At 69.6% G+C, this 24,848-nt stretch carries 26 protein-coding genes; 19 read left to right on the top strand and 7 right to left on the bottom strand.

The features are described 5' to 3' along the window. Positions 1-2: 2 nt before the first annotated feature. Positions 3-671, top strand: coding sequence for a hypothetical protein (locus ABIC28_RS18745; RefSeq protein WP_097211930.1), 669 nt, complete (start codon positions 3-5; stop codon positions 669-671). Beyond that, entirely contained in the window at positions 668-1,843 is a 1,176-nt protein-coding gene (locus ABIC28_RS18740) for a PrsW family intramembrane metalloprotease (protein ID WP_097211931.1), read from the top strand. The genes ABIC28_RS18745 and ABIC28_RS18740 overlap by 4 nt, the downstream gene beginning before the upstream one ends. Before the next feature lie 18 nt (positions 1,844-1,861). On the opposite strand, the gene ABIC28_RS18735 is transcribed toward ABIC28_RS18740, so the two are convergent. Further along, positions 1,862-2,503, bottom strand: coding sequence for a TetR/AcrR family transcriptional regulator (locus ABIC28_RS18735; RefSeq protein ID WP_097211932.1), 642 nt, complete (start codon positions 2,501-2,503; stop codon positions 1,862-1,864). Between the two features lie 85 nt (positions 2,504-2,588). On the opposite strand from ABIC28_RS18735, the gene ABIC28_RS18730 reads away from it, so the two are divergent. Genes ABIC28_RS18730 through ABIC28_RS18720 form a run of 3 tightly spaced genes read left to right on the top strand, consistent with a single transcriptional unit; the run spans position 2,589 to position 5,448 of the window. Beyond that, positions 2,589-3,371, top strand: coding sequence for an SDR family oxidoreductase (locus ABIC28_RS18730; RefSeq protein WP_077043901.1), 783 nt, complete (start codon positions 2,589-2,591; stop codon positions 3,369-3,371). Between the two features lie 47 nt (positions 3,372-3,418). Further along, entirely contained in the window at positions 3,419-4,486 is a 1,068-nt protein-coding gene (locus tag ABIC28_RS18725; protein ID WP_097211933.1) for an NAD(P)H-dependent amine dehydrogenase family protein, read from the top strand. Continuing rightward, positions 4,483-5,448 carry an NAD-dependent epimerase/dehydratase family protein gene (locus ABIC28_RS18720; protein ID WP_354580245.1) on the top strand — a complete coding sequence of 322 codons (966 nt, stop codon included), beginning with the start codon at positions 4,483-4,485 and terminating at the stop codon, positions 5,446-5,448. The genes ABIC28_RS18725 and ABIC28_RS18720 overlap by 4 nt, the downstream gene beginning before the upstream one ends. A 4-nt stretch (positions 5,449-5,452) precedes the next feature. Here the strand turns inward: ABIC28_RS18720 and ABIC28_RS18715 are convergent, their stop codons facing one another. Together ABIC28_RS18715 and ABIC28_RS18710 are read right to left on the bottom strand one after the other, a co-directional pair. Further along, entirely contained in the window at positions 5,453-6,142 is a 690-nt protein-coding gene (locus tag ABIC28_RS18715; RefSeq protein WP_097211935.1) for a response regulator, read from the bottom strand. Further along, the gene (locus ABIC28_RS18710) at positions 6,139-7,707 is read right to left on the bottom strand and encodes a sensor histidine kinase (protein ID WP_097211936.1); all 1,569 of its coding nucleotides are present in this window, start codon (positions 7,705-7,707) and stop codon (positions 6,139-6,141) included. Before ABIC28_RS18710 ends, ABIC28_RS18715 begins: the two co-directional genes overlap by 4 nt. A gap of 123 nt (positions 7,708-7,830) precedes the next feature. On the opposite strand from ABIC28_RS18710, the gene ABIC28_RS18705 reads away from it, so the two are divergent. After that, positions 7,831-9,252, top strand: coding sequence for a cation:dicarboxylate symporter family transporter (locus ABIC28_RS18705; protein WP_097211937.1), 1,422 nt, complete (start codon positions 7,831-7,833; stop codon positions 9,250-9,252). Beyond that, entirely contained in the window at positions 9,249-9,740 is a 492-nt protein-coding gene (locus ABIC28_RS18700) for a glutathione peroxidase (protein WP_027503422.1), read from the top strand. The genes ABIC28_RS18705 and ABIC28_RS18700 overlap by 4 nt, the downstream gene beginning before the upstream one ends. A 54-nt stretch (positions 9,741-9,794) precedes the next feature. Here the strand turns inward: ABIC28_RS18700 and ABIC28_RS18695 are convergent, their stop codons facing one another. Beyond that, complete coding sequence (locus tag ABIC28_RS18695) at positions 9,795-10,361, bottom strand: TetR/AcrR family transcriptional regulator (protein WP_354580242.1); 567 nt, start codon at positions 10,359-10,361, stop codon at positions 9,795-9,797. An 80-nt stretch (positions 10,362-10,441) separates the two neighbouring features. Here ABIC28_RS18695 and ABIC28_RS18690 point away from each other — a divergent pair, with 80 nt between their 5' ends. From ABIC28_RS18690 to ABIC28_RS18675, 4 genes are all read left to right on the top strand, one after another. Then, positions 10,442-10,810 (top strand): DUF4267 domain-containing protein, encoded by a 369-nt coding sequence (locus ABIC28_RS18690; protein ID WP_097211939.1) that lies wholly within the window; start codon positions 10,442-10,444, stop codon positions 10,808-10,810. Beyond that, positions 10,807-11,307, top strand: a complete 501-nt coding sequence (locus ABIC28_RS18685) for a cupin domain-containing protein (RefSeq protein ID WP_097211940.1) — start codon at positions 10,807-10,809, stop codon at positions 11,305-11,307. The genes ABIC28_RS18690 and ABIC28_RS18685 overlap by 4 nt, the downstream gene beginning before the upstream one ends. Positions 11,308-11,388: 81 nt before the next feature. Further along, entirely contained in the window at positions 11,389-12,093 is a 705-nt protein-coding gene (locus tag ABIC28_RS18680) for a DUF2334 domain-containing protein (RefSeq protein ID WP_097211941.1), read from the top strand. 94 nt (positions 12,094-12,187) lie between these two features. Continuing rightward, complete coding sequence (locus ABIC28_RS18675) at positions 12,188-14,338, top strand: phosphocholine-specific phospholipase C (protein WP_097211942.1); 2,151 nt, start codon at positions 12,188-12,190, stop codon at positions 14,336-14,338. A gap of 47 nt (positions 14,339-14,385) precedes the next feature. On the opposite strand, the gene ABIC28_RS18670 is transcribed toward ABIC28_RS18675, so the two are convergent. Both ABIC28_RS18670 and ABIC28_RS18665 read right to left on the bottom strand, forming a co-directional pair. Then, complete coding sequence (locus ABIC28_RS18670) at positions 14,386-16,008, bottom strand: long-chain fatty acid--CoA ligase (RefSeq protein WP_097211943.1); 1,623 nt, start codon at positions 16,006-16,008, stop codon at positions 14,386-14,388. 89 nt (positions 16,009-16,097) lie between these two features. After that, on the bottom strand, positions 16,098-16,745 hold the full coding sequence (locus tag ABIC28_RS18665) for an MBL fold metallo-hydrolase (protein WP_097211944.1): 648 nt from the start codon (positions 16,743-16,745) through the stop codon (positions 16,098-16,100). Between the two features lie 83 nt (positions 16,746-16,828). Between ABIC28_RS18665 and purS the strand changes: the two genes are divergently transcribed. The 5 genes from purS (at position 16,829) to ABIC28_RS18640 (ending at position 20,536) form a co-directional block, all read left to right on the top strand. Next, a complete protein-coding gene (gene purS / locus ABIC28_RS18660; protein WP_027503415.1) occupies positions 16,829-17,065 on the top strand; it encodes a phosphoribosylformylglycinamidine synthase subunit PurS in 237 nt (78 codons plus the stop codon). A 2-nt stretch (positions 17,066-17,067) separates the two neighbouring features. Continuing rightward, a complete protein-coding gene (purQ, locus tag ABIC28_RS18655; protein WP_097211945.1) occupies positions 17,068-17,769 on the top strand; it encodes a phosphoribosylformylglycinamidine synthase subunit PurQ in 702 nt (233 codons plus the stop codon). Between the two features lie 72 nt (positions 17,770-17,841). Then, the gene (locus tag ABIC28_RS18650; RefSeq protein WP_354580237.1) at positions 17,842-18,915 is read left to right on the top strand and encodes a dihydrodipicolinate reductase; all 1,074 of its coding nucleotides are present in this window, start codon (positions 17,842-17,844) and stop codon (positions 18,913-18,915) included. 50 nt (positions 18,916-18,965) lie between these two features. Next, positions 18,966-20,039: an NAD(P)H-dependent amine dehydrogenase family protein gene (locus ABIC28_RS18645; protein ID WP_097212001.1), complete on the top strand. Its 1,074-nt coding sequence runs from the start codon at positions 18,966-18,968 to the stop codon at positions 20,037-20,039. 17 nt (positions 20,040-20,056) lie between these two features. Continuing rightward, on the top strand, positions 20,057-20,536 hold the full coding sequence (locus tag ABIC28_RS18640) for a carboxymuconolactone decarboxylase family protein (protein ID WP_077042822.1): 480 nt from the start codon (positions 20,057-20,059) through the stop codon (positions 20,534-20,536). A gap of 22 nt (positions 20,537-20,558) precedes the next feature. Here ABIC28_RS18640 and ABIC28_RS18635 read toward each other — a convergent pair whose 3' ends face one another. Further along, a complete protein-coding gene (locus tag ABIC28_RS18635) occupies positions 20,559-21,521 on the bottom strand; it encodes a Dyp-type peroxidase (RefSeq protein ID WP_097211947.1) in 963 nt (320 codons plus the stop codon). 120 nt (positions 21,522-21,641) lie between these two features. Between ABIC28_RS18635 and ABIC28_RS18630 the strand changes: the two genes are divergently transcribed. The 3 genes from ABIC28_RS18630 (at position 21,642) to ABIC28_RS18620 (ending at position 24,766) form a co-directional block, all read left to right on the top strand. Further along, positions 21,642-21,992, top strand: a complete 351-nt coding sequence (locus tag ABIC28_RS18630; protein WP_097211948.1) for a VOC family protein — start codon at positions 21,642-21,644, stop codon at positions 21,990-21,992. 30 nt (positions 21,993-22,022) lie between these two features. Then, positions 22,023-23,309 (top strand): M18 family aminopeptidase, encoded by a 1,287-nt coding sequence (locus tag ABIC28_RS18625; protein ID WP_354580233.1) that lies wholly within the window; start codon positions 22,023-22,025, stop codon positions 23,307-23,309. Between the two features lie 134 nt (positions 23,310-23,443). Beyond that, positions 23,444-24,766 carry a glycoside hydrolase family 183 protein gene (locus ABIC28_RS18620; RefSeq protein WP_354580231.1) on the top strand — a complete coding sequence of 441 codons (1,323 nt, stop codon included), beginning with the start codon at positions 23,444-23,446 and terminating at the stop codon, positions 24,764-24,766. The last annotated feature ends 82 nt before the right edge of the window (positions 24,767-24,848 follow it).

Raw genomic sequence — 24,848 nt, 5'->3', positions numbered from 1 at the left:
CCATGACCGACGCAGCGACCCGCCACCACCGCGACCCGGTGCCGCGAGAGGAACGGGACGACTGGGTGCCGGTCGACCGCCGGATCCTCGGCCTCGATCGCCGAACCCTGTTGCCTGCTCTGGGAATTCTCGTGCTGGCGTTCCTGTACGCCACCGTCGTCCCGGCGATCGACCGGTCGATCGATTATGACGACCCGGTTGCGGCGGGTGAGGTGCTGGTGCTCAAGGCCGGGGTGACCGTCGACCCGCCGGACGGGTGGAATCTCGTATCCGGACTGCGCGAGACCGATGCCACCACGAGTGGTATCAAGGGCACCGACGCGGTGTTCGGTAGCGGGACGATGATCCTGTCGATGCACGCCACCGACTTCAGTGGGTCTGTCGACGCGCTGCTCGACGAGGCCGCCGAACGCAGCGAGGGCATGAATCGCGCGGCGGGTATGCGGCTCACCGGGGAGCGGCACGAGATCTACTCGACCATGGGCACACGCGGGGTGATCGAGAAGTTCACCGAGCCCAATCGGGAGGGGTTCCTCGCGGCCTTCGTCGACGACGGGACCGCCGTCACGATCACCGCGGCGGGACTGCCTGGCGACGTCATCGCCGACAATGCCGACGTCGAGGCGACGCTCGGCAGCATCCGGTTCGAGCGCCAGGAGGCCGGCGAATGACCGCACTTACAGGTGACGCCACCGGTGATGTGGACAAGCAGCTCCAACTGACCGCGATCGCGCGGTCCGGGTACGGCCGTCCGTACCGGATCTACCAGCCGCGCAACCTCGCGTTCTGGGTGTACTGGCTGATCATGGCGGCGGGGGTGGTCCGGCTGCTGGAGAACCTGGCCCCCGGAGCGCCCGTGCTGACCACCGCGCTGGTTGCCGGGGTGATCGTGTTCGCCCTCTACACGGTGCCGTTCTGGCTGATCATCAGCCATGTCGACCGGTTCAGGAGCGTGCCCGTCAAGGTGCGCGTCCTGGCCTTCCTGTGGGGCGGCATAGGCGCGACCTTCGGCCTGGCGATCGCCGCGAACGACCCGATCCGGTCGATCTACACCAAGCTCTACGGTCAGGCCTTCGCGCTGGACTGGAGCGCCGCGCTGACCGCGCCGTTCACCGAGGAGATCGGGAAGGCCGCAGGATTCGTGCTGATCCTGCTGCTCGCGCCGCGGGTCGTGCGGACCGCCTTCGACGGGGCGATCATCGGCGCCTTCATCGGACTCGGCTTCCAGGTCTTCGAGGACCTGCTCTACGCCGTCTCCGCCGCGGCCGGGGCGTTCGGCGCGGAGCAGGGGCCAGCCGTCGTGCAGACGATCGTCATGCGCGCCGCCACCGGCATCGCCTCACACACCGTGTTCAGCGCGATCTTCTGCATGGGCCTGGTGTGGTTGATCGGCAGGCCGGACGAGCCCCGGCGCATCGGCCGTGGCTTGGCGCTCATGGTGGGCGCCATGGCGCTGCACGGCGTCTGGGACTGTGCGGCCGCGCTCTCGCACGGCACGATCGTCGGCGTGATCGGGGTCTGGATCCTGGTGCCGATCGTGATGTTCACCCTGCTGGTGATGGGCCTGCGCAGGGCCGCCGAGCCCGAGCGCGCCTGGGTTCGCGCGATCCTCACCCCCGAGGTCGATCGCGGGGTCCTCACCGGACCCGAGCTGGCCGCGGTGAGCGGCACCGGCCGCGAACGCAAGGCATTCCTCAAGGCCACGGGTGATCGCGCCGCGCGACAGCGCGCCGGCCACGTGCTGACCGCGGCGGGCGAGCTCGCCGAGCAGATCGCGGAGGACGGCGGGCGCGAGACCCCCGCCACCGCGTTCGCCCGATCCGAGGTCGCCAGGCTTCGCTGATCGATCTCGGGGCCGCGCCTACCGAGCAGGTGGGGGACCGGCCACACCGCCGAGGAGGATGTCCGGCATCCGGCGGGCGAGCGCGTCGGCCTCCTCGTCGGCCATCAGCAGTCGCATCACCATGCTGCCGCCGACGATGAACAGCATGGTGGCCTGGGCGTCCAGTGCCGCGGCGTCGGGTTCTCCCGCGCCCCGGTCGTCCGCGCCGCCCCTGCGCAGGGTGTCGGCCAGCATGCCGACGCCTGGCCCGCCGAAGTCGGTCCACAGCGCCGTCAACAGGTCCTCGCGATCGCGGAACGCCGCCAGCAGGCCGGGCAGCGCGGCCTTCACCTCCGGTCGGCCGAAGAGCTCGAGGGTGTAGGCGCAGGACCGGCGGATCCACGCCGCCGGGTCGGCGGCGTCGGCGACCGGCGTCGCGTCGTCCACCCAGCCGAAGATCGCCTCGAACACCAGGTGCGTCTTGGACGGCCAGCGGCGGTAGAGGGCCGGCTTGCCCACCCCCGCGCGCTCGGCGATCGCCACCATCGTGGTCTGGTCCCACCCCGTCTCGGCCAGCAGCTCCCTGGCGGCGGCCAGCGCGGCATCGTCGATCGCCGGATTCCGCGGCCGCCCGCGCCTGCGCTCGCCGTCCTTCTCCGCTGTCTCTTCGCCAGAAGTCATTGTCAATAGCGTAACGCGGTGTTACGTTGCAAAAATCGTAACTCGAAGTTACGTAATGACTTGTATCACACCGGAGGAAGCTGACATGGCGGAGCTGTTGGAGGGCAAGACGGTCGTGGTCTCGGGGGTCGGCAACGGCCTCGGGCGGGAGATCGCGCTGGCCGCGTACCGCGACGGCGCGAACGTCGTGCTCGGCGCGCGGACCGAGGCGAACCTCAAGGCGGTCGCCGAGGAGGTCGACCCCACCGGGGAGCGGGTCGCGTACGCGGTCACCGACATCCTCGAGAAGGAGGCCTGCGGTGAGCTGATCCGCACGGCCGCCGATCGCTTCGGGGGAGTGGATGCCCTGGTGAACGTGGCCGCGAAGGAGGACGTCTTCGGCGGGCTGGAGGGCGCCGACCTGGACGCATGGAAGTCGATGCTCGACGCCAACGTGATCGGCACACTCACCCTGACCCAGGCCGCGCTGCCGGAGCTGAAGAAGCGGGGCGGCTCGGTGGTGTTGATCGGTTCGCAGGCGATGTTCCATCCGCAGCTCCCGCAGTCCGCGTACGCCACGTCGAAGGGTGCGCTCCACGCGGCGATGTGGTCGCTGGCAAAGGAGCTCGGTCCGTACAAGATCCGGGTGAACACCGTCGTCCCCACCTGGATGTGGGGCCCGCCGGTCGAGCTGTATGTCGGTCTCGCGGCCGCAGAGCGCAAGGTTCCCGAGGAGACCATCATCGGCGAGATCACCAAGAACATGCCGCTCGGCGAGGTGCCCGCCGACGATGACGTGGCCAACTCGGTGGTGTTCTTCGCCTCCGACCGGGCCCGGATGCTCACCGGTCAGACCCTGTTCGTCAACGCAGGCGAGTACTTCCGCTGATCGGCGAAACCTGTTGATGCACATCGATATTTGAGAGGCAGCAAGGCATGAAGCACAAGGTCATCGTCTGGGGCACCGGCGTCGTCGGCAAGCTGGTCATCCGTGAGCTGATCGATCACCCGGCCTTCGAGCTGGTCGGCGTCATCGTGCACGACCCCGCCAAGGACGGCGTCGATGTCGGCACCCTGATCGGTGTCGACCCGGTGGGGCTCGCCGCCACAACAGATTTCGAGGCCGCCCTCGCAGTGGAGGCCGACGCGGTGGCCTACTACGGTCCGACCGCGGAGTACGCGGTGCAGAACATCGACAACATGACCGCCGCGCTGCGCTCCGGCAAGCACGTGGTGTCCACCTCGATGACGCCGCTGGTCTACCCCGAGCCGTGCCCGCCGGAGATGAAGGTCGCGCTCGAGCAGGCCTGCCAGGAGAGCGGAAAGTCCTGTTTCACCACGGGAATCGACCCCGGGTTCGCCAACGACCTCTTCCCGATGACACTGATGGGTGTCTGCGGCCGGGTCGACAGCGTGCGGGTGCAGGAACTGCTGGATTACGCCACCTACGAGGGCGACTACGGCCCCACCATGGGCATCGGCGCGCCGATCGAGCAGGCCGCTGTGCTCGAGATCCCGGAGGTGCTGATCTTCGCGTGGGGCCACACCATCCCGATGATCGCCGATGCGGTGGGGGTGAAGCTGGACCGGATCGACACGGTCTACGAGAAGTGGGCGGCCACCGAGCCGATCGAGTACAAGTTCGGCGTCATCGAACCCGGCCAGTGCGCCGCGGTGCGATTCGAGATCCGCGGCTGGGTGGGCGACGAGGCGAAGATCGTCATCGAGCACGTCAACCGGATCACCAACGACGCGGCGACGCACTGGCCGCGGGCCACCTCGGTGGACAACGACGTGTACCGGGTGATCATCAAGGGCAGCCCGAACATCACCCAGGAGACCGTGTTCCGAGGCGAACAGGATGACAACCCGATCACCGGTGGGTGCCTGGCAACCGGGATGCGCGCCATCAATGCGATCCCGTTCCTTGGTGACGCCAAGCCCGGCCTGCTCTCGGCGCTCGACTTGCCGCTGATCGCAGGCAGGGGCACCATCCGATCATGAACCTCCTGCTGACCGGCGCGTTCGGCAATATCGGCTCGCACGTGCTCGCCGAGTTGCTGGGCCGCGGTCACCGGGTGCGATGTCTTGCCCTCGACACCCCCGAGGACCGGCGCCGGGCGCGCGGGTTCGCGGGGGTGGACACGGTGTGGGGCGACATCCGGGACGCCGAGGTCGTCGCGGCGGCCGTCGAGGGCGTCGAGGTGGTGCTGCACCTGGCGGCGATGATCCCACCCGGGAGCGAGCTCGATCCGGAGCAGGCCAGGCAGATCAACGTGGACGGCACCCGTAATGTCATCGATGCCTGCTTGGCGCAGCCGCGTCCGCCGAAGCTGTTGTTCGCCTCCACCTTCGACGTGCACGGTCATACGCTGGACCGGGACCCGCCGCGGCGGGTGGACGACCCGAGGGTCGCCACCGATGCGTACACGGCGCACAAGATCGAGGGCGAGGACATGGTGCGGGGGTCCGGCCTGGACTGGTTCATCCCGCGCTTCGCGGATGTCCCGATCCTGGGGCTCCGCAAGCCGGACCCGATCATGTTCGAGATCGGCCTGGAGAACCGGATCGAGGTGCTGCACCCCGCCGACGCCGCGGTCGCGGTCGCGAACGCCCTCGAGACCCCGGCGGTGTGGGGCCGGGTGTTGTTCCTCGGCGGCGGCGCGGGCTGTCAGATCACCTATCGTCAGTTCCTGACCGAGATGCTGGGCGCGATGGGCCTGGACATGCTGCCGGACGACGCGTTCAGCGGCAAGGTCTATGCCACCGACTGGGTGGACACGGCGGCCAGTCAGCGACTGCTGGGCTACCAGCGTCGCGTCTTCGACGACATCGTCTCGGACATCGCCGCCACCCTCGGGTGGCGGCGGCACCTGATGCCGCTCGCCAGGCCTTTCGCGCGGCGGGCCATGCTGCGGATGAGTCCCTACGCTGGCGCCACACGGGTGACCGCCGCGCCGCGGTGAGGCGTCACCGCCAGACATAGCGCACCTGCGGCCTGCCCGCGCGCCCGTACTCCGTGTGCCGGTCCACCAGTCCGTCCTCGGCCATCCGCTCGAGATACCGCCAGGCGGTGACCCGGGAGACCCCTGCGGCCTCCGCCGCCTGCGATGCGTTCAGGCCGGACTCCGAGGCTCGTACGGCCGAGGAGATCTCCTGCAGGGTCTGCGGCGCAACACCTTTCGGTGCGGAGGAGCGCTCGTCGGTGCTTCGCAGGACGGCCATCGCGCGGTCCACGTCTCGCTGGCTGACCGCCTTCTCGCCGGTCGGCAGCGCCCGGCGGAACTCGAGGTACCGCTCGAGCTTGTCCCGGAAGGCGGCGAAGGTGAACGGTTTGAGCAGGTACAGCACGACGCCCTGCGCCACGGCCGCGCGGACCATCGACAGGTCGCGGGCCGAGGTGATCGCGATGATGTCGGGGGTGGGCCGCACCCCGCCGAGCGCGGCGGCGACGTCGAGGCCGCTGCCGTCGGGCAGCCCGAGGTCGAGCAGGATCAGGTCGATCGGCTCGTCGGTGGCGTTCGCCGCGGCGACCGCCCGGATCGCCGCGCTGCCGGTGTGCACCACCGAGTGCACGGTGAACCCGGGTACCCGGCCGACGTAGGTGCGGTGCGCCTCCGCGATGAGGGGCTCGTCCTCGACGACCAGTACGCGGATCATTCGGTGTCTCCGAGGGGGATGCGGACGAGGACCACCGAACCGTAGGTCATCTCGGCGTTGATGGTGCCGCCGTGCCTGGTGATCACCTGCATCACCAGCGCAAGGCCGAGCCCGCGTTGATCGGACTTGGTCGAGTATCCCCGCGCGGTGGCCCGCTCCAGTGCCTCGGGTGACATCCCTGGTCCGCTGTCCGCGACCCGGATGCTGAGCTCGGGGCCGTCGGAGCGCATCGTGACCTCAACCCATGGCCGTTCGTCCTCGGCGCTCGCGCCCGCCGCGTCGATGGCGTTGTCGACGAGATTGCCCACGAGCGTGACCAATTCGCGGGCGGTGAGGGGACCGGTGGCAGGCAGCGCGGTGTCATCGGTGACCGTGAGGTCCACACCCCGCTCGGCGGCCTGGTTCACCTTGCCCAACAGCAGGGCCGCAAGGGCCGGCTCCGCGATGGCCGTGGTCAACCGGTCGATGAGCTGCTGCGACAGCGCGAGCTCGGCCGTGGCGAACGCGACGGCCTCCTCGGTGCGGCCGAGCTCGACCATGGTGACGACGGTGTGCAGCCGGTTCGCCGACTCGTGCGCCTGGGAGCGGAGCGACTCGGTGAACAGTCGCACGGAATCGAGTTCCCCGGTGATGCTCTGCAATTCGGTGTGGTCGCGCAGGGTGGTCACCGTGCCGATCACCCGGCCCTCGAAGGACACCGGATCCTGGTTCACCACGAGCACGCGGTCCCCGGTCAGGTGGACCTCGTCCTTCACCGGGCCCGGCCCCATGATTCGCAGCGACTCCGGCAGCTGCGCGCGGGTGACCGGGCCGTCGGGCAGCGTCAGCAGGCGTCGCGCCTCGTCGTTGACCACCTCGGCGACGTCCGAACCCGCGTCGAAGACGAGCAGCCCCTCGCCGATCGAGTGCAGCACCGCGTCGTGGTGTTCGTAGAGGGTGCGCAGCTCGGCCGGGGCGAGGCCGAGCGTCTGGCGGCGCAGTCGCCTGCTGAGCAGGACCGAGCCGAGGGCCGCCACGACGAGCGCGACGGCCGTCACCCCGAGCAGCAGCGGCAGTCCGTGCAGGAACTGGTCGATGATCTTCTCCCTGGTGACACCCGCCGCCACGAGGCCGACGATGTGGCCGTCGGCGTACACCGGCGTGACCGCGCGTATCGACGGGCCGAGCGATCCGGTGTAGGTCTCGGTGAAGGTCTCGCCTGCCAGCGCGCGGTCGATGTGGCCGCTGTACTCCTGCCCGATCATTGCGGGATTGGTGTGGGTGTACCGGGTTCGGTCCGGCGCCATCACGACGATGAAGTCGATGCCTGTGGCCAGTCGGATCCGCTCGGTCTGTGGCTGCAGCGCCGCGCTGGGGTCGGGGGAGAGCAGGCCCGCCGCCGTCGAATCGGTCCAGGCGATCGATTCGGCGACCGCCGTCACCTCGCGCTCGGTGGCCGCGTCGGCGTCGCGCCGCTCGTCGAGAATCGTCACCACGCTGCCGGTCAGCACGACCACGGCCAGCACCAGCAGTTGCAGCACCAATACCTGGCCGGCGAGGCTCGCGCGCCGTCGGGACCTGATCATTCGTCCGTCCTCTCGTGAACGAAATGCACGCAACCGTGACTGCCGTCGCGGCGCGCTACACCATTCTTCATGAGGCGAAGTGATGCAGCTCACTTCCTTGAGAGGCAGTCAAGAGGACCAGTCATGACCATCGATTCGAAGCGGGACGATACGCCACCACCGCCGACCGCGGGCAAGCGTGACCGGACCCATTGGCTGTACCTGGGAGTGATCGTCGCCGTCGTCGCCGGTGTGCTCGTCGGCTGGCTCGCACCGGAATTGGGCAAGTCCCTCGGGGTGCTCGGCACCCTGTTCATCAGCCTGATCAAGATGATGATCAGCCCGGTCATCTTCTGCACGATCGTGCTGGGCATCGGCTCGGTGAAGGCGGCGGCCAGCGTCGGCAAGGTCGGTGGGCTGGCACTGGCCTACTTCCTCGGGATGTCCACGGTCGCGCTCGGTATCGGGCTGCTCGTCGGCAACCTGCTCGACCCCGGCAGCGGGCTGCACCTGAGCGCCGCGACCTCCTCGGCCGGCGCGGACCTCGCCGAGAAGGCGCACGGCGCGGGCGGCACCATGGACTTCATCGCCGGGATCATCCCGACGTCGCTGCTGTCCTCCCTCACGGTCGGCAGCGTGCTGCAGACGCTGTTCGTGGCGCTGCTCGTCGGGTTCGGGCTGCAGTCCATGGGCAAGCAGGGCGAACCGATCCTGCGCGGGATCGGCTACGTCCAGAAACTGGTGTTCCGGATCCTGGCGATGATCCTGTGGCTGGCGCCCATCGGCGCCTTCGGGGCCATCGCGAATGTGGTCGGCCAGACCGGTCTCGGCGCCGTCGTGCAGCTGGGCACGCTGATGGTCGGCTTCTACATCACCTGCGCGATCTTCGTCTTCGGTGTGCTCGGCCTGATGCTGCGGGCGGTGTCCGGGTTCTCGATCTTCAAGCTGGTCCGCTACCTGGCCCGGGAATACCTGCTGATCTTCGCGACCTCCTCCTCCGAGTCGGCGCTGCCGCGGCTGATCGCCAAGATGGAGCACGTCGGGGTGCAGCGCACCACCGTCGGCATCGTGGTGCCGACCGGGTACTCCTTCAACCTCGACGGCACCGCCATCTACCTGACGATGGCCTCGATCTTCATCGCCGACGCGATGGGGCAGCCGCTCGCGCTCCCCGAACAGCTCTCCCTGCTGGTGTTCATGATCATCGCCTCGAAGGGCGCGGCGGGCGTCAGCGGAGCAGGCCTGGCGACCCTCGCCGGTGGGCTGCAGAGCCATCGACCGGAACTGCTGGACGGCGTCGGGCTGATCGTCGGCATCGACCGGTTCATGTCCGAGGCCCGCGCGGTCACCAACTTCTCCGGCAATGCGGTGGCGACCCTGCTGATCGGGACCTGGACGCGCACCATCGACGCGTCGAGGGTGCGGACCGTGCTGGACGGGAAGCTGCCGTTCGACGAGACGACAATGGTGGACGACCACCTGCCCGAGGACGGTCCGATCGCCGTCCCGCACGATGGCAGCGAGAAGGTCGGCGCCGCACGAGTTCCCGTACCGTTGGCCTCATGACGAACCCCCTGAACATCGAGATCAACACCCTCGGCGGGTCCCCGACCTCGCTCGGTGCCTACGACGGAAACGCGATCCTGTTGGTCAATGTCGCCTCCAAGTGCGGGCTCACGCCGCAGTACACGGCGCTCGAGCAGCTGGCCAAGGACTACGCGGACCGCGGCCTCACCGTGGTCGGCGTGCCCTGCAACCAGTTCATGGGGCAGGAGCCCGGCACCGCCGAGGAGATCGAGACCTTCTGCTCGACGACCTACGGCGTCTCGTTCCCGCTGCTGGAGAAGATCGAGGTCAACGGCGAGGGCAGGCACCCGCTGTACGCCGAGGTCACCAAGGCCGCCGACGCCGAGGGCGCGGCAGGCGACGTGCAGTGGAACTTCGAGAAGTTCCTGCTCGCGCCCGACGGCACCGTGGCGAACCGCTTCCGCCCGACGACCGTGCCGGATGCGCCCGAGGTCGTCGCGGCCATCGAGGCCGTGCTGCCGAAGTAGCGACGCAGCCGACGAAGGCGGTCATGCACCTGGTGCGTGACCGCCTTCTCGCGTTCACCCGAACAGTGCGGCGAGCCGCTCGACGCGCGCGGCCTCGTTGTCCGGCGCGAGCCGCTGCCCGCGCGTGAGCACGCACATTCCGTGCAGCGCGCTCCAGAAGACCTCGGCCCTGGTCCCGGCGTCGCCGGTCGAACCGCCTCCGATCGCCGACACCAGCGTCTCGAACCCCGCCCGTAGTTCCGGCGGGGTCGATTCGTGTGCGAACCGCACCCCCAGCCGCATCGAGAACATGGCCTCGTAGGTCGCGGGATTGTCCGCCGCGAAGTCCAGGTAGGCGCGGATGAACGCCGTCAGCCGTCCCGCCTCGTCGGCGCCCTCCAGTGCCCGCCGCATGGCCGTGGTGAAATCCGCGAATCCGACCAGCGCGACCGCGCTGACGATGCCGTCCCTGCCCTCCGGGAAGTGCCCGTACAGCACCGGAGGGCTGTACTCGATCTCATCGGCCAGGCGCCGCGTGGTCACGGCGGGCCAGTCCTCCTTCTCGGCGATGGTCCGAGCGCATTCGACGATCCTGTGCGCGCGATCCTGCCGCTCCCTCTCCTTGCGTTCTCGAACTCCCATGCCAAAACTCTATCACTGATAGACAAGCGTTCATCGGTAAGTTAACGTTGGTAGAAATACTACAAACGAAAGGCTTGGCCATGTTGAACTGGATCGGACTCGTCATCAGCTGGATCGGTGCGCTCGGGATCATCGCCATCGGTGTGGCCTATATGGGGAAGAACGCGAAGAACGCGGCCGGCTTCGGTCTGCCCACCAGCCCGGCGCCGGATGCCCGCGGCTGGTGGCAGGTCAAGGGCATCCGCGACATCGCCTCGGGCCTGCTGGTGATCGTCTTCACCTTCGCCGCGCGCGACCAGCTTGCGCTCCTGATGCTGCTGCTCGCCTTCGTTCCCCTCGGCGACATGTGGATCGTGTTGACCAACGGTGGTCCGCGCAAGGCCGCGTTCGGAATCCATGGGGCCACCGCGGTCGCGATGATCGCCGCTGCAGGGCTGCTGGTCGCATGACCGGCGAGGAGTGGGCGGCCTCGGCACGGGCGGACCGGGCCGAGGTGGTGGGGAACGACAGGGCCTCGATGCATCTGCTGTACGACGCCTCGGACACGGCGGGTGCGCTCAGCTCGCTCGAGGTCCACCTCGGGGTCGGGGCGGACGGCGCCGCGCCACATTTCCACACCAGGTCGTCGGAGCTGTTCTATGTCCTCGACGGCGAGCTGCGCGTCATGGCAGGCGACGAGATCGTGACCGTGGCGGCGGGTGGCTCCCTCGTGGTGCCCAAGCTCATGCCACATGCGTTCGGTGCGACGCCGGACTCCGCGGCCCGGGTGCTGATCGTGCTGACCCCCGGGGTGCAGCGGTTCGAGTACTTCCGGCTGCTCGCGAGGATCCAGGCGGGGGAGGCGTCGGTGGAGGAGCTCGCGCCCGCCCAGGAGGAGTACGACAACCACTTCGTCGATGCGCCGCAGTGGTGGCGGGACCGCAACGGGTCGCGCACCCGCCCGTAGGTCCGGCCGAGGGCGCTGCTTCTCGCCGAATGCTCACGTCGGCGTCAGCGGCCGTACATCTTCGGGTGCGACCCTGGGCGCATGGCCGGACAGCTGATCGTGTCGCTCTCGGGGATCCGGGCCGAGACCAGGGACCTCGCCGCCGACTTCGCCAGGGAGATGGACGGGCGCGGGGTTCAGCTCTCGCTGCTCGTCGCCCCGCGCCTGAAGGACAAGTACCGGCTGGTCCGCGACGAGGGCACCCAGGACTGGCTGCGGCGGCGGCAGGCGGGCGGCGACGCCATCGTGCTGCACGGATACGACCAGGCCGCCACCAAGAAGCGCCGCGCCGAGTTCGCGGCCCTGCCCGAGCACGAGGCCGCGCTGCGGCTGCTGGCCGCGGACCGGGTGATGGAGGAGACCGGGCTGCGCACGCGCGCGTTCGCCGCGCCCCGCTGGCTGGCCTCGCCCGGCGCGGTGGCCGCGCTGCCCCGCACCGGGTTCCGGCTGCTCGCCGGGGCCGCGGGCATCCACGATCTCGAGCGCGGCACGGTGGTGCGGGCCCGGGTTCTCGGTGTCGGCGAGGGTTTCCGGGCGGAGCCATGGTGGTGCCGGGCGCTGGTGCTGGGCGCGGGCCGCACCGCCCGTCGCGGCGGGGTGGTGCGCCTCGCGATCTCCGCCAAGCAACTCGGGCGGTCCGGGCCGCGGCAGGCCCTCCTCGACGCCGTCGACCTGTCGCTGCACCACGGCGCGCAGCCGACCGGATATCGCTGGCAGGCCAAGGGTTCCGGATCGCGGGTGGCCTGAGTCGACATTATCTCGAGACCTGCCACGTCAACTGGACGTTTGGTCTACAGTCCGATTCGTTTGACGTACGGATCGATCGGACAGTGGAGGTCGCGTGACCCGGAATTCTCTCTCCCGGCGGAGGTTTCTCACTGCCGGTGCCGGCGCGGCCGCAGCTGTCGCCGCCACCTCGATGCTGCCGCCGTCGCTGCAGCGTGCGCTGGCTACGCCGGTCCGCCCGGGAGGACTCGAGTCGGTCGAGCACGTCGTCCTGATCATGCAGGAGAACCGGTCGTTCGATCACTACTACGGAATGCTGCGCGGGGTACGCGGATTCGGTGACCCCAACTCGTTGCGGTTGCGGACCGGGGCCTCCGTATTCGAGCAGCCGGGCCCGAACGGTCCGGTGCTGCCGTTCCCGATCAGGGACTCCGCCGCCGCCCAGCGGATGGACACCCAGAACGTCACCGGGCTCGACCACAGCTGGGAGGGCGGACACCAGGCCCTCGCCGACGGCTGGCACGACGGCTGGATCGCGGCGAAGACGGGCACGACGATGGCCTACTACGACCGCCAGGACATCCCGTTCCACTACGAGCTCGCGGACGCGTTCACGATCTGCGACGCCTACCACTGCTCGGTGCCGACGTCGACCAGCCCCAACCGCAACTACTGGGTGTCCGGGTACACCGGATTCGAACCCGCAGGCCTGCTCCCGGCCGGGGCGGCCGGGTTGACCGGGTCGGCGGGGCCGGCCGGGTCGTCGGAGCCGGGTCCCGAGGGGCGCGCCGTCACCAACGCCGCCTACGACCCCTGGCATGCCGGGTACGGGTGGACCACCGTCCCGGAGCGGCTTCAGGCCGCAGGCATCTCCTGGAAGACGTACCAGGAGTGGGACAACTTCGGCGACAACAACCTCGAGTACTTCGCCACCTTCAAGAAGGTGGGGTCCCACCTGCTGGGGAACCCCGGCCTGGTCCCGTACGAGCTGCAGACGCTGGCCGGCTTCTATCTCGCGCTGCCCGAGTTGCCACCCGCCGCCCAGGACGTGGCGCTGGGGGCGCTCGAGGTTGCGGTGAACGGGCTTTCCCCCGCCGACCGTCAGCTCTACGACCGCGGGCTGTACCGGTCGCGGCCGGGCACGCTCGCCGCCGAGTTCCGCAAGGACGTCGAGTCGGGCAAGCTGCCGCAGGTCAGCTACCTGGTTCCGCCCGAGGTGGATTCGGAGCACCCGTCCGGATCGTCGCCTGCGGCGAGCGCGACGCTGCTGTACCAGGTGCTCGACGCCATCGCCTCCGACCCGGATCTGTGGGCGAAGACGGCCGTGATCGTCAACTTCGACGAGAACGACGGTTACTTCGACCACGTGCCGCCGCCGCGTCCGCCGCTCTCGGTCGACTCGGAGTGGGTGGCCGGTCAGCCGCTCGGTCTCGGACCGCGGGTGCCGATGACGATCATCTCGCCCTGGACCGTGGGCGGGTTCGTGTGTTCGCAGGTGTTCGACCACACGTCGGTGAACCAGTTCCTGGAGAAGCGGTTCGGGATCACCCAACCGGAGATCGACCCGTGGCGGCGCACGGTGAGCGGCGACCTGACCTCGGCCTTCGACTTCACCAATCCGCGCAGTCGGCCGAACGTCGCGCAGCCGCGGCCCACCCCGCCGCTGGAGCCGCGGTGGACGCCGACGCCGCCGGCCCTGCAGCGAATGCCGGTGCAGGAGGGCGGTACCCGGCCCGCCCGGGCGCTGCCGTACCAGCCCGACGCCTACGCGACCGCGGACCCCGGGGCTCGTTCGGTGACGGTGCACCTGGTGAACTCCGGTGCCGCCTCGGCGCACCTGGCCCTGTACCCCTATGCGGGCGAGTTCGGCGCGCCGCGGCACTACGACGTCCGCGGCGAGATCGAGGACACCGTCGCCCTCCCCGGTCCGCGCTACAGCCTGACCCTGTTGGGCCCCAACGGTTTCAGGAGGGAGTTCGCCGGCTCGACCGATGGCGCGGCGGCCGCGCTCGAACTGTCAACCAGGGTCGACGCGGCGGCGGGAGCGCTCGACCTGACGGTGAAGAACCCTGGGGAGCGTGGGCTGACCGTCGTGATCGACGGCCAGCGCCGTCGACTCGCGGCAGGCGGCAGGGAATCGATGAGGGTGCAGTCGGTGGACGGCTGGTATCAGGCGACCGTGACCGTCGACGAGGACCCGGACTTCAGGCGCACGCTCGTCGGACACATCGAGAACGGCCGGGCCGGCGTCAGCCAAGCAGTCTGAATCGGCGAACGGGGCGCGACCCGATGGGTCGCGCCCCGTTCGCACGATCAGAGTCGGGTGACCTTCAGCCCACCCTCGTGATAGTCGGCGCGCAGGCGCTTCTTGTCGAACTTGCCGACGCTGGTCTTCGGGACCGCGTCGATCAGCGTCCAGTTCTCCGGCACCTGCCACTTGGCGACCTTGCCGTCGAGGAACTGCTGCAGCTCCTCGACGGTCGTCGTGGTGCCCTCGCGCAGCACCACCGCAACCAGGGGGCGTTCGTCCCACTTCTCGTCGGGCACGCCGATGACGGCGGCCTCGGCGACGGACGGGTGTCCCATCACGGCGTTCTCCAGGTCGACCGAGGAGATCCACTCGCCGCCGGACTTGATGATGTCCTTCGAGCGGTCCGAGAGGCTGAGGTAGCCGTCGGGCGTGATCGATCCGACGTCGCCGGTCTTGAGCCAGCCGTCGTCGAACTTGTCCGCCGCGTCGACCCCGTAGTAGGACGCGGTGATCCAGGGCCCGCGGACCTCGAGCTCGCCGACGGAGGTGCCGTCGCAGGGGAGGACGGTGCCGTCGTCGCCGATGAGTCGGGCCTGCACGGAGGCGGGGAACCGGCCCTGGGTGTAGCGGTACTTCCACATCTCGTCGCCGGTGGTGCCCGCGGGCGGACGGGCAACCGATCCCAGCGGGGAGGTCTCGGTCATGCCCCAGGCGTGCAGCACCGAGACGCTGTGCTCGTCCTCGAAGGTGTGCATCAGGGCGGGCGGGACCGCGGATCCGCCGATCAGCACCTCCCGCATCGAGGAGATGTCCTGCGGGTGGTGCTCGAGGTGCAGGTGCAGGCCCTGCCAGATGGTGGGCACCGCGGCGGCGAGGGTGGGCTTCTCGGCCGCGATCAGCTCGGCGAGCGGGGCGGGCTGCAGGAACCGGTCCGGCATGATCAGCGAGGCGCCGATCATGAACGCGGCGTACGGCAGGCCCCAGGACATGGCGTGGAACTGCGGTACCACCGCCAGCGCGCGGTCGCCCTGGGCGAGGTTCGGGCCGTCGGACATGCACACCTGCATCGAATGCAGGTAGATCGAACGGTGCGAGTAGACAACACCTTTCGGGTCACCGGTGGTGCCGGAGGTGTAACACATCGCCGCGGCGCTGCGCTCGTCGACCTCAGGCCAGTCGAACTCGCCCGGCTGGCCCTCGATCAGGCCCTCATAGGTGTGGACCTGCACCCCCTCGGGGGCCTCGAGCCCGGCGGTGGAGGAGCCGGTGACGATCACGTGCTTGACGGTGGTCAGCTGTGGCAGCTGCGGCGCCAGCAGCGGGATGAGGGACGGGTCGACGATGATCACGTGGTCTTCGGCGTGGTTGGCCACGTGCACCAGCTGCTCCGGGAACAGTCGGATGTTCAGCGTGTGCAGGACCGCGCCCATCGACGGCACCGCCAGGTACGCCTCGAGGTGCTCGGAGTTGTTCCACATGAACGTCGCCACCCGCTGGTCCCCGGTGACACCGAGGCCGCGCAGGGCGTGCGCCAGCGCCGCGCACCGCCTGCCCACCTCGGCGTAGGAGGTCCGGCGGGGCCCCGACTCGGTCCACGTCACCACCTCCGCCGCACCGTGCACCGTGCTCCCGTGCCGTAGCAGTTGGGCGATCGACAGCGGGGCGTCTTGCATCGTGCTCAGCATGGGTGGCTCCTGTGTGACGGCGACTGATGACTGTGACCGTAGTCACCTCGCCGCGCGGGCGCTCGTCCACCCCATTGCCGCCGCAGCGGTCAGCTCACCTCGGTGACGGACTCGGCCGGGAGCACCAGGAACTCGGTTCCGGCCGGCCCCATCTCGCGGAGCCGGCCGTAGTAGATGCCGGTCGCGGGGTCGTTGATGATGCCCTGGTGGATCGGCACCGCGACCCGCGGCGCGACGGCCCGCAGGTAGTCGACGGTCTCCGAGATCTTCATCCACGGCGCGACGGCCGGGATGGCCAGCACATCGATCGGCTGCTCGGGCACGAACAGGGAATCGCCCGGGTGCAGCAGCCGCGCGGGCGCGGCCGGATCGCCGAGGAGGTAGCCGGTGTTGTCGATCACCGGGATCTCCGGGTGGATCACCGCGTGCCGCCCGCCGACCCCGGTGACCTGGACGTCGCGGATGGCGAACGTGTCGCCCGCGTGCACAGCCGTCCACCGGCCGCCGAGCTGCGCAGCCGTCTGCGGATCCGCGTACAGCGCCGCGCCCGGGTTCGCCTCGACCAGGGCGGGCAGCCGCGCCGGGTCGGCGTGGTCGGGATGCTGGTGGGTGATGAGGATGGCGTCCAGGCCGGTGATGCCCTCGAAGCCGTGCGAGAAGTTGCCGGGATCGAACAGGACGGTTGCCCCGTCGATCTCGGCGAGCACGCAGGAGTGGCCGAAGTGGGTCAGTCGCATGGGTTCGAGTATGCGCCGGTAAACTGCCTGTTGCCCGGCGGATCATTCCCGGGCGCACCGGAGCACCTAGCGAGGAGCAGCACGTGGCCCGTGTCGTTGTCGATGTCATGCCCAAGGCCGAGATTCTCGATCCCCAAGGGCAGGCAGTTGTCGGCGCCCTGCCCCGACTCGGGTTCACCGGAGTTTCGGATGTTCGCCAGGGCAAGCGTTTCGAGCTCGAGGTCGACGACAGTGTCGACGACGCCGAGCTGGAGAAGATCGCCGAGTCGCTGCTGTGCAACACGGTGATCGAGGACTGGAAGGTCACCCGAGTCCAGTGAACATGAGCGAAGCGACGCGGAGTGGCTCGGGCGCCCGCATCGGAGTCATCACTTTCCCCGGCACCCTCGACGACGTCGACGCTGCCCGCGCGGTGAACCTGGCAGGCGGCGAGGCAGTCAGCCTCTGGCACGGCGATGCCGATCTCAAGGGCGTCGACGGGGTCATCGTGCCCGGCGGCTTCTCCTACGGCGACTACCTGCGCTGTGGCGCCATCGCCCGGTTCGCGCCGGTGATGGAAGAGGTCATCAAGGCCGCGGCAGGCGGCATGCCGGTGCTCGGCATCTGCAACGGCTTCCAGGTGCTGTGCGAGGCGGGGCTGCTCCCTGGCGCCCTGACCCGCAACGAGGGCCTGCACTTCATCTGCCGGGACCAGTGGCTGAAGGTGGAGTCCACCTCGACCGCGTGGTCCTCGAGGTACGAGTCGGGCGCCGAGATCCTCATCCCGCTCAAGTCGGGAGAGGGCCGGTACCAGGCCTCGGAGAAGGTCCTCGACGAGCTCGAGGGCGAGGGCCGCGTGGTGTTCCGCTACTCGGGCGACAACCCGAACGGCTCGCAGCGCGCGATCGCGGGTATCGCCTCGGCGAACGGCCGGGTCGTCGGCCTGATGCCGCATCCCGAGCACGCGACCGAGTCGCTGACCGGACCCAGCGACGACGGCCTCGGCATGTTCTACTCGGCGCTGGACGCGGTCCTCACCGCCTGAGCAGAGCTCGAGGCGAATCCCGCACAAAGGGCGGACCGGTCATCCGGTCCGCCTTTTTGCTACCGTCCGGCCATGATCTCGACGATCGTGTGGGGGACAGGGAACTTCGGGCGCGCGGCGATTCGCGCGGTCGACGCGCACCCTGGTCTGGAACTGGCGGCCGTGCTCGTGCACGACCCCGGCAGGTCCGGGCGGGACGCGGGCGACCTGGGCGGCCTCGGCCGGGTGCTCGGGCTGCAATCGACCGACGACGTCGCGGCCGTCCTGGCGACCGGCCCGCGTGCGGTGGTGTACGCGGCCTCCGGTGACATCCGCTCGGCCGAGGTGGTCGCCGACATCTGCGCGGCGCTCCGGGTCGGCGCGATCGTGGTGACCCCGTCGATCTACCCGCTGTACGACCATCGCGACGATCGGCACGAGCTGCGCGAGGAGATCCGCGCCGCGATCGCGGAGGGCACCGGCTCGCTCTTTGTGACCTGTGTGGACGCCGACTGGACGAACGAGATGGTGCCGCTGCTGCTCGGCGGGCTCGGCGCGGGTGTCGACCGGATCCACTGCCAGGAGATCGTGGACTATTCCGGGTTCGACCAACCCGACTCGGTGCGCTTCCTCACGGGCATGGGCGAGCCGCTGGACTACCTGGCGCCGATGATCGCGCCCAGGATGCCGACGATGGTGTGGGGCGGTCAGGTGAGGTTGATGGCCCGGGCGCTCGGTGTCGAACTCGACGAGATCCGCGAGACCCTCGAACGGCGGCCGCTCGAGGCCTCGATCGAGACCGACGCGATGGGCAAGTTCGACGCCGGTGGGCAGGGCGCGCTGCGCTTGCAGGTGCAGGGCATCGTCGGCGGGGAGCCGCGCATCGTGATCGAGCACGTCAACCGTATCGACCCGACCTGCGCGCCGGACTGGCCGAGCCCGCCGAACGGGCAGTCCGCCGCGCATCGGGTGATCGTCGAGGGCGACGCGCAGATCGCGATGATCGCGGTGAGCGCCGCCCCCGCAGGCGGCGACGAGGCGATGTCGGTGGGTCGGCTGGTCGGCGCCATCGACTGGCTCGCCGGCCAGGCCCCTGGCCTCTACGACGCGCTCGACGTCCCGCTGTGCCCGGCGCGCGCACCGGTGTTGGCGGACGCCCCAGCCTGAGTCGGCCGAACGCCCACGAGAACGTGTTCCAGTTGGGTAGCGTCCCGGCCATGATCTCAACGGTGGTGTGGGGTACCGGAAATGTCGGCCGGGCGGCCATCAGGGCCGTCGATGCGCACCCGGCGCTCAAGCTCGCGAACGTGATCGTGAACAACCCGGACAAGGTCGGCCGCGACGCGGGGGATCTGTCCGGGCTCGGCTCCGAGCTGGGGGTCGCGGCGACCGACGACATCGAGGCGGTGCTGGCCGCCAGCCCGGGCGCGGTGGTGTACGCGGCCTCCGGCGACATCCGGCCCGACGACGCGCTCGCGGACATCTGCCGGGCGATCCGCGCGGGCGCGGTCGTCGTCAGTCCGGCGCTGTACCCGCTCTACGACCCGACCAACGCACCGCCCGAACTGCGGGACCCGGTGCTGGCCGCCATCGCGGAGGGCGGCGGCTCGCTGTTCGCCTCGGGCGTCGACCCCGGCTGGGGCAACGATGTGCTGCCGCTGCTGCTCAGCGGACTGGGCAGCACCGTCGACGTGATCCGTTGCCAGGAGATCTTCGACTACTCCACCTACGACCAGCCCGATTCGGTGCGCTACCTGGTGGGCATGGGTCAGCCGATGGACTACCTGCCGCCGATGATCGCGCCGACGATCCCGACCATGGTGTGGGGCGGGCAGATCCGGATGATGGCGCGGGCGCTTGGCGTCGAGCTCGACGAGATCCGCGAGACCCTCGACCGGCGCGCGCTCGACGCGACCGTCACCACCAAGACGATGGGCGAGTTCGAGGCGGGCACCCAGGGCGCGGTGCGGTTCGAGGTGCAGGGCATCGTCGACGGTGAGCCCCGGATCGTCATCGAACACGTCACCCGGATCCACCCGACGTGCGCCACCGACTGGCCGATGCCGCCGGACGGCGACGGCGCCCACCGGGTGATCATCGAGGGCCGCCCGCGCATCGAGGTGTCGGTCGAGTGCACCGACGAGGACGGCAGCCGGTCCGCGGGCGGAAACGCCACCGCGGTCGGGCGGTTGGTGAGCGCCATCGACTGGCTGGTGGCGGCGGAACCCGGAATCTACGACGCGCTCGACGTCCCGCTGCGCCCCGCAGTCGGCAAACTCGGAAAACGGTAGTCACGAAAGGACGAGCCATGCTCATCGACATTCCCGAAGACAAGGACCCGATCGGGTACGTGTGGGGCGAGATGGTCCCCGGCATCGGGATCGCGGCCTCGAAGTTCTCGCTGTCCGTGTACGAACACTCGACCATCGACCTGCGTGCGTTCGAGGCCGCCCGGCTGCGGATCGCGCAGATCAACGGCTGCATCTTCTGCCAGGACTGGCGCACCGAACGGGACGGCAAGAAGGTGGAGGCCGGTTTCGACGATGCGGTCGAGAACTGGCGCACCACCGACGTTTTCGACGATCGCACCCGGCTGGCGGCGGAGTACGCGGAGCGGTACGCGCTCGACCACCACGGGCTGGACGACGAGTTCTGGACCCGGATGTTCGAGCACTACACCCAGGCCGAGGTCGTCGAGCTCTCGATGAGCATCGGCTCCTGGCTGGCGTTCGGCAGGCTCAATCACGTTCTCGGACTCGACAGCGTCTGCGTGCTGCCGGGCCACTGAGGACCCGCCGGGGCGCGGCCGATCAGTCGGTCGGCGCCCCGGGCAGGGCGTCGAAGAAGTCGGCGCTCGGGGTGAAGAACGCGGATCCGGTGACCGGGACCGAGAAGTCGAGCAGCCGGTCGTAATTGCCGGGCGGATCGCCGAGGAACATGTTCGCGAGCATCCGTTCGGTGATCGCGGGCGTGCGGCAGTAGCCGATGAAGTACGTGCCCATCTCGCCGTCGCCGACGCGGCCGAACGGCATGTTCGCGCGCAGGATCTCCAGCGACTCGCCCTGCTCGTCCTTGATGGCGTTCAGTGCGACGTGTGAGTTCGCCGGCTTGACGTCGGCGCTCATCTCGATGTCCTCGAGCTTGGTGCGCCCGATCACCTTCTCCTGCTCGGGAACCGGCAGCGCCTCCCACGTCGACATGTCGTGCAGGTACTTCTGCACGTGCACGTAGGAGCCGCCCGCGAAGGCCGGGTCCTCGTCGCCAACGGTGACCGCCGCGACGGCGCCTCGCCCAGACGGGTTCTCGGTGCCGTCCACGAAGCCGATCAGGTCGCGGTTCTCGAAGTACTGGAAGCCGTGCACCTCGTCGACCACGGTGGCCGCGCCCGCGAGCCGCTTGGCGATCTGGTGTGCGAGCTCGAAACAGGCGTCGAGGCTCATCGCCCGGATGTGGAAGAGCAGGTCGCCCGGAGTGGACGGGGCCTGGTGCTTCCCGCCGCGCAACGCCGGGAACGGGTGCAACTGCGCGGGTCGCGGCCCGGCGAACAGTCGGTCCCAGGCGTCCGAGCCGATGCTGACGATCAGTTCCAGACCCGAGCCCGGCACCCGCAGCCCGACCGCCCGGCGGAGGCCAGCGGCGTCCGCGAGCAGCGAGCGAGTGAGCGCCTCGCCCCCGGCGTCTACGGTCGCGACGAGGAAGATGGCCGCAGGGGAGAGGGGGCTGGTCACCGTCTGGGACTCGGGAGCCCGTGGCGGGCGAGGCGATTCGGTCATCGTGGGCTCCGGTCTGCGTCGGGTGTGGCTCATCCTGTGCGCCAACGGTAGTCGACCTCGGCGGCGGTCCCCGCGAACGAGTTCGCGCCGAATGTCGGTGCCCGGCGGTAGCGTTCGGGCATGACACTGACACTGGGCATGATCACCTTCGACAGTGCCGAACCGGGTCCGCTCGCCGCGTGGTGGGCCGAGCGGGTCGGTGGCCGGATCGAGCAGGAGAACGACGGCTGGTTCTACATGGTCGAGGTGCCGGGCGCCGCGCACAAGCTGGCCTTCCAGAAGGTGCCGGACCCCACGCCGGGCAAGAACCGGGTGCACCTCGACATGATCGCGGAGGACCTCGACGCGGAGGTGGCCGAGCTGACCGCTGCCGGTGCGCAGGAGTACGAGCGGCACGACATGGACGGCTTCCGGTGGGTCACCCTCACCGACCCGGACGGGAACAGGTTCTGCGTGTCGGGCAGCCACTGACGGGGTCGACCCGGTCACTAGGATCGACTCATGCCGCAGCTCACCGACGCCACCGCAACCGGGCTCTGCTCCTTCGTCGACGCGTCGCCGTCACCGTTCCACGTCTGTGAAACGGTCGCGGGCGAGCTGACCGTCGCGGGCTTCGTGCGGCTGCGGGAGACCCAGGGCTGGCCGTCGGCTCCCGGTCGATACTTCCTGGTGCGCGGCGGCTCGCTGGTCGCATGGAGCACCGAGGCCAGCGGGCGGGAGGCGGCGCCGTTCCGGATCGTCGGCGGCCACACCGACAGCCCGAACCTGCGGGTCAAGCAGCACCCCGACCTCGATTCCGCCGGCTGGCAGCTGGTCGGCCTCGAGCCGTACGGCGGCGCGTGGCTGAACTCCTGGCTGGACCGAGATCTGGGCATCTCCGGCAGGCTGAGCATTCGCGACGGAAACACGCTGCAGGAGAAGTTGATCCGAGTGGACCGGCCGATCCTGCGGGTGCCGCAGCTGGCCATCCACCTGTCTGAGGACCGCAAGGGGGTGCAGCTCGACCCGCAGCGGCACGTGAATGCGATCTGGGGTGTCGGCTCCTCGCCGCGGCGGTTCCTCGGCTTCCTGGCCGAGGAGGCCGGCGTCGATCCGGGCGCGGTGCTCGGCTGGGAACTGATGACCCACGACCTCGCGCCGAGCGCGGTGGTCGGGCTGCACGGCGAGCTGGTCAGCGCGCCGCGCCTGGACAACCAGGGCACCTGCTACGCGGGCAGCCGGGCGCTGCTCGCCGCGGTGGAGAACCCGGCCGAGGCGATTCCGGTGCTGGCACTGTTCGACCACGAGGAGGTCGGCAGCATGTCCGACCGTGGTGCCTTCTCCGACCTGCTGAACTCGGTGCTCGAGCGGATCGTGCTGGCGCGCGGCGGCGGCCGGGAGGACTTCCTGCGCGCGATGGCCGGCTCGGTGTGCGCGTCCGGGGACATGGCGCACGCCACCCACCCGAACTACCCGGACCGGCACGAGCCCGCGCACCGGATCGAGATCAACGGCGGTCCGGTGCTCAAGGTCAACCAGAACCTGCGCTACGCCACCGATGCGGCAGGGGCGGGCGCCTTCGCCCTCGCCTGCGATCAGGCGGGCGTGCCGCTGCAGCGCTATGTGCACCGCGCGGACCTGCCGTGTGGTTCCACCATCGGACCGATCACCGCGTCGCGGACCGGGCTGTCCACCGTCGACGTGGGAGCTGCACAGCTCGCGATGCACTCGGCGCGGGAGCTGATGGGCGCGGCCGACGTGACCGCGTACGCCGAGGCGCTGGCGGCCTTCCTGACGCCCGCGGAGTAGGACCGGTCGACGAAGGTGTTTGTTGACGTTTAGTAACAATTGCCCCAGCAGGCACCTCAGTAACAATTTTCTCGTGGTTGGCTGGGCCGCGCACATTTTCGCGCGCCCTGCCCAGCTCCGAGAGGAACATCTTCGTGCACGCACTGAGTCGGTCGTGGTCGTCCGCCCTGTCTGCGACGGTGGTCGCGGTTGCCCTTGCGGCGTCGGCGGTTTCGCCGGCCGAGGCGGCCGAGGGCGGCCCCTGCGGTCAGGGCGGATCGGGCAGTTCGAGCGGCGGGAGCAGCGGTAGCAGTACCGGATCGCTTGCCGGGGCGCTGCCGTGGCTCACCGGCCCGCCGGACGGCGGCGTCCCGCAGTTGACCGGCAAGACCAAGGCGATCGAGATGGTCACGGGTCCGGGCAGCCCGAACAACACCATCTCGCGCTTCAACGTCTCGGGCACCGACCTGGGCATCATGTGGGACAACGGAAACGCGCTCGGCCGCCACGACGTGATGATGGCGTTCGGTGACACCGTCGGCGACTGCGAGGCCGACGGCGACGACTGGCGGAGCAACGTCCTGTTCCGCAGTTCCGACACTGTGCTGTCCGACGGCATGCGGATCGACAGCTCGCCGCTGGCCGGCCCGAACAATTCCAAGGAGATCATCCCCGGCTTCGCCATCCCCGGCGAGTACACGACCATTCCCACCGCGGGCATCGCGGTGAACGGGGTGCAGTACGTCCGGTTCATGTCGGTGCGGTCCTGGGACACCCCCGGCAACTGGACCACCAACTACTCGGCCATCGCGTACTCGACCGACAACGGGGAGAACTGGACCGCGGACCCGGCGACCGTTCGCGCCAACACCGAGGGCATCGGTATCCCGGGCATCCCCGCGGTGAACCCGGCCAATTCGAAGTTCCAGCAGAGCGCCTTCGTCGACGGTAAGGACGGCTTCGTCTACGAGTACGGCACCGAGTCCGGCCGGCAGGGCACCGCGCTGCTCGCCCGCGTCCCTGCCGCTCAGATCCGCGACCTGAACGCCTACACGTACTGGAACGGCAGCGCCTGGGTCGCCGACCTCGCGCAGGCCACACCGGTGATCGGCTCGCCGGTCAGCGAGCTCGCGGTGCAATGGAACGACTACCTGAACAAGTGGGTGGCGATGTACACCGACGAGACCAACTCGCTCGTGATCCGGCAGGCGGACCGGCTCGAGGGCCCGTGGAGCGGCAAGCAGACCATTCTCAGCGGGGTGCTGGTGCCCGCGCTCTACGGCGGGTTCATGCACCCGTGGGCCACGGGCCAGCACCTGGAGTTCGTGGCCACCACCTGGGACCGCTACAACGTCATCTACATGCGCACCGACCTGAACGGTCTGCAGATGAGGGCCACGGATCAGGCCGACCGTCCCGACCCGGCGACCACAGGAGACGCGCGGCTGCTGCGGGTGGAGTACCCCGACGAGCAGTGACGGCGCGGGTGGCCGCTACCAGTGCGGGGGCACGCTGTCCTGGCGGTTAGACTTTGCCCAGGCAGCGTGGCGCCAGCCGCGG

Source organism: Rhodococcus sp. PvR044, from assembly GCF_040548995.1.
GTDB classification, from domain to species: domain Bacteria; phylum Actinomycetota; class Actinomycetes; order Mycobacteriales; family Mycobacteriaceae; genus Rhodococcus_G; species Rhodococcus_G oryzae.
This window is presented reverse-complemented; position numbering and strand designations above follow the sequence as displayed.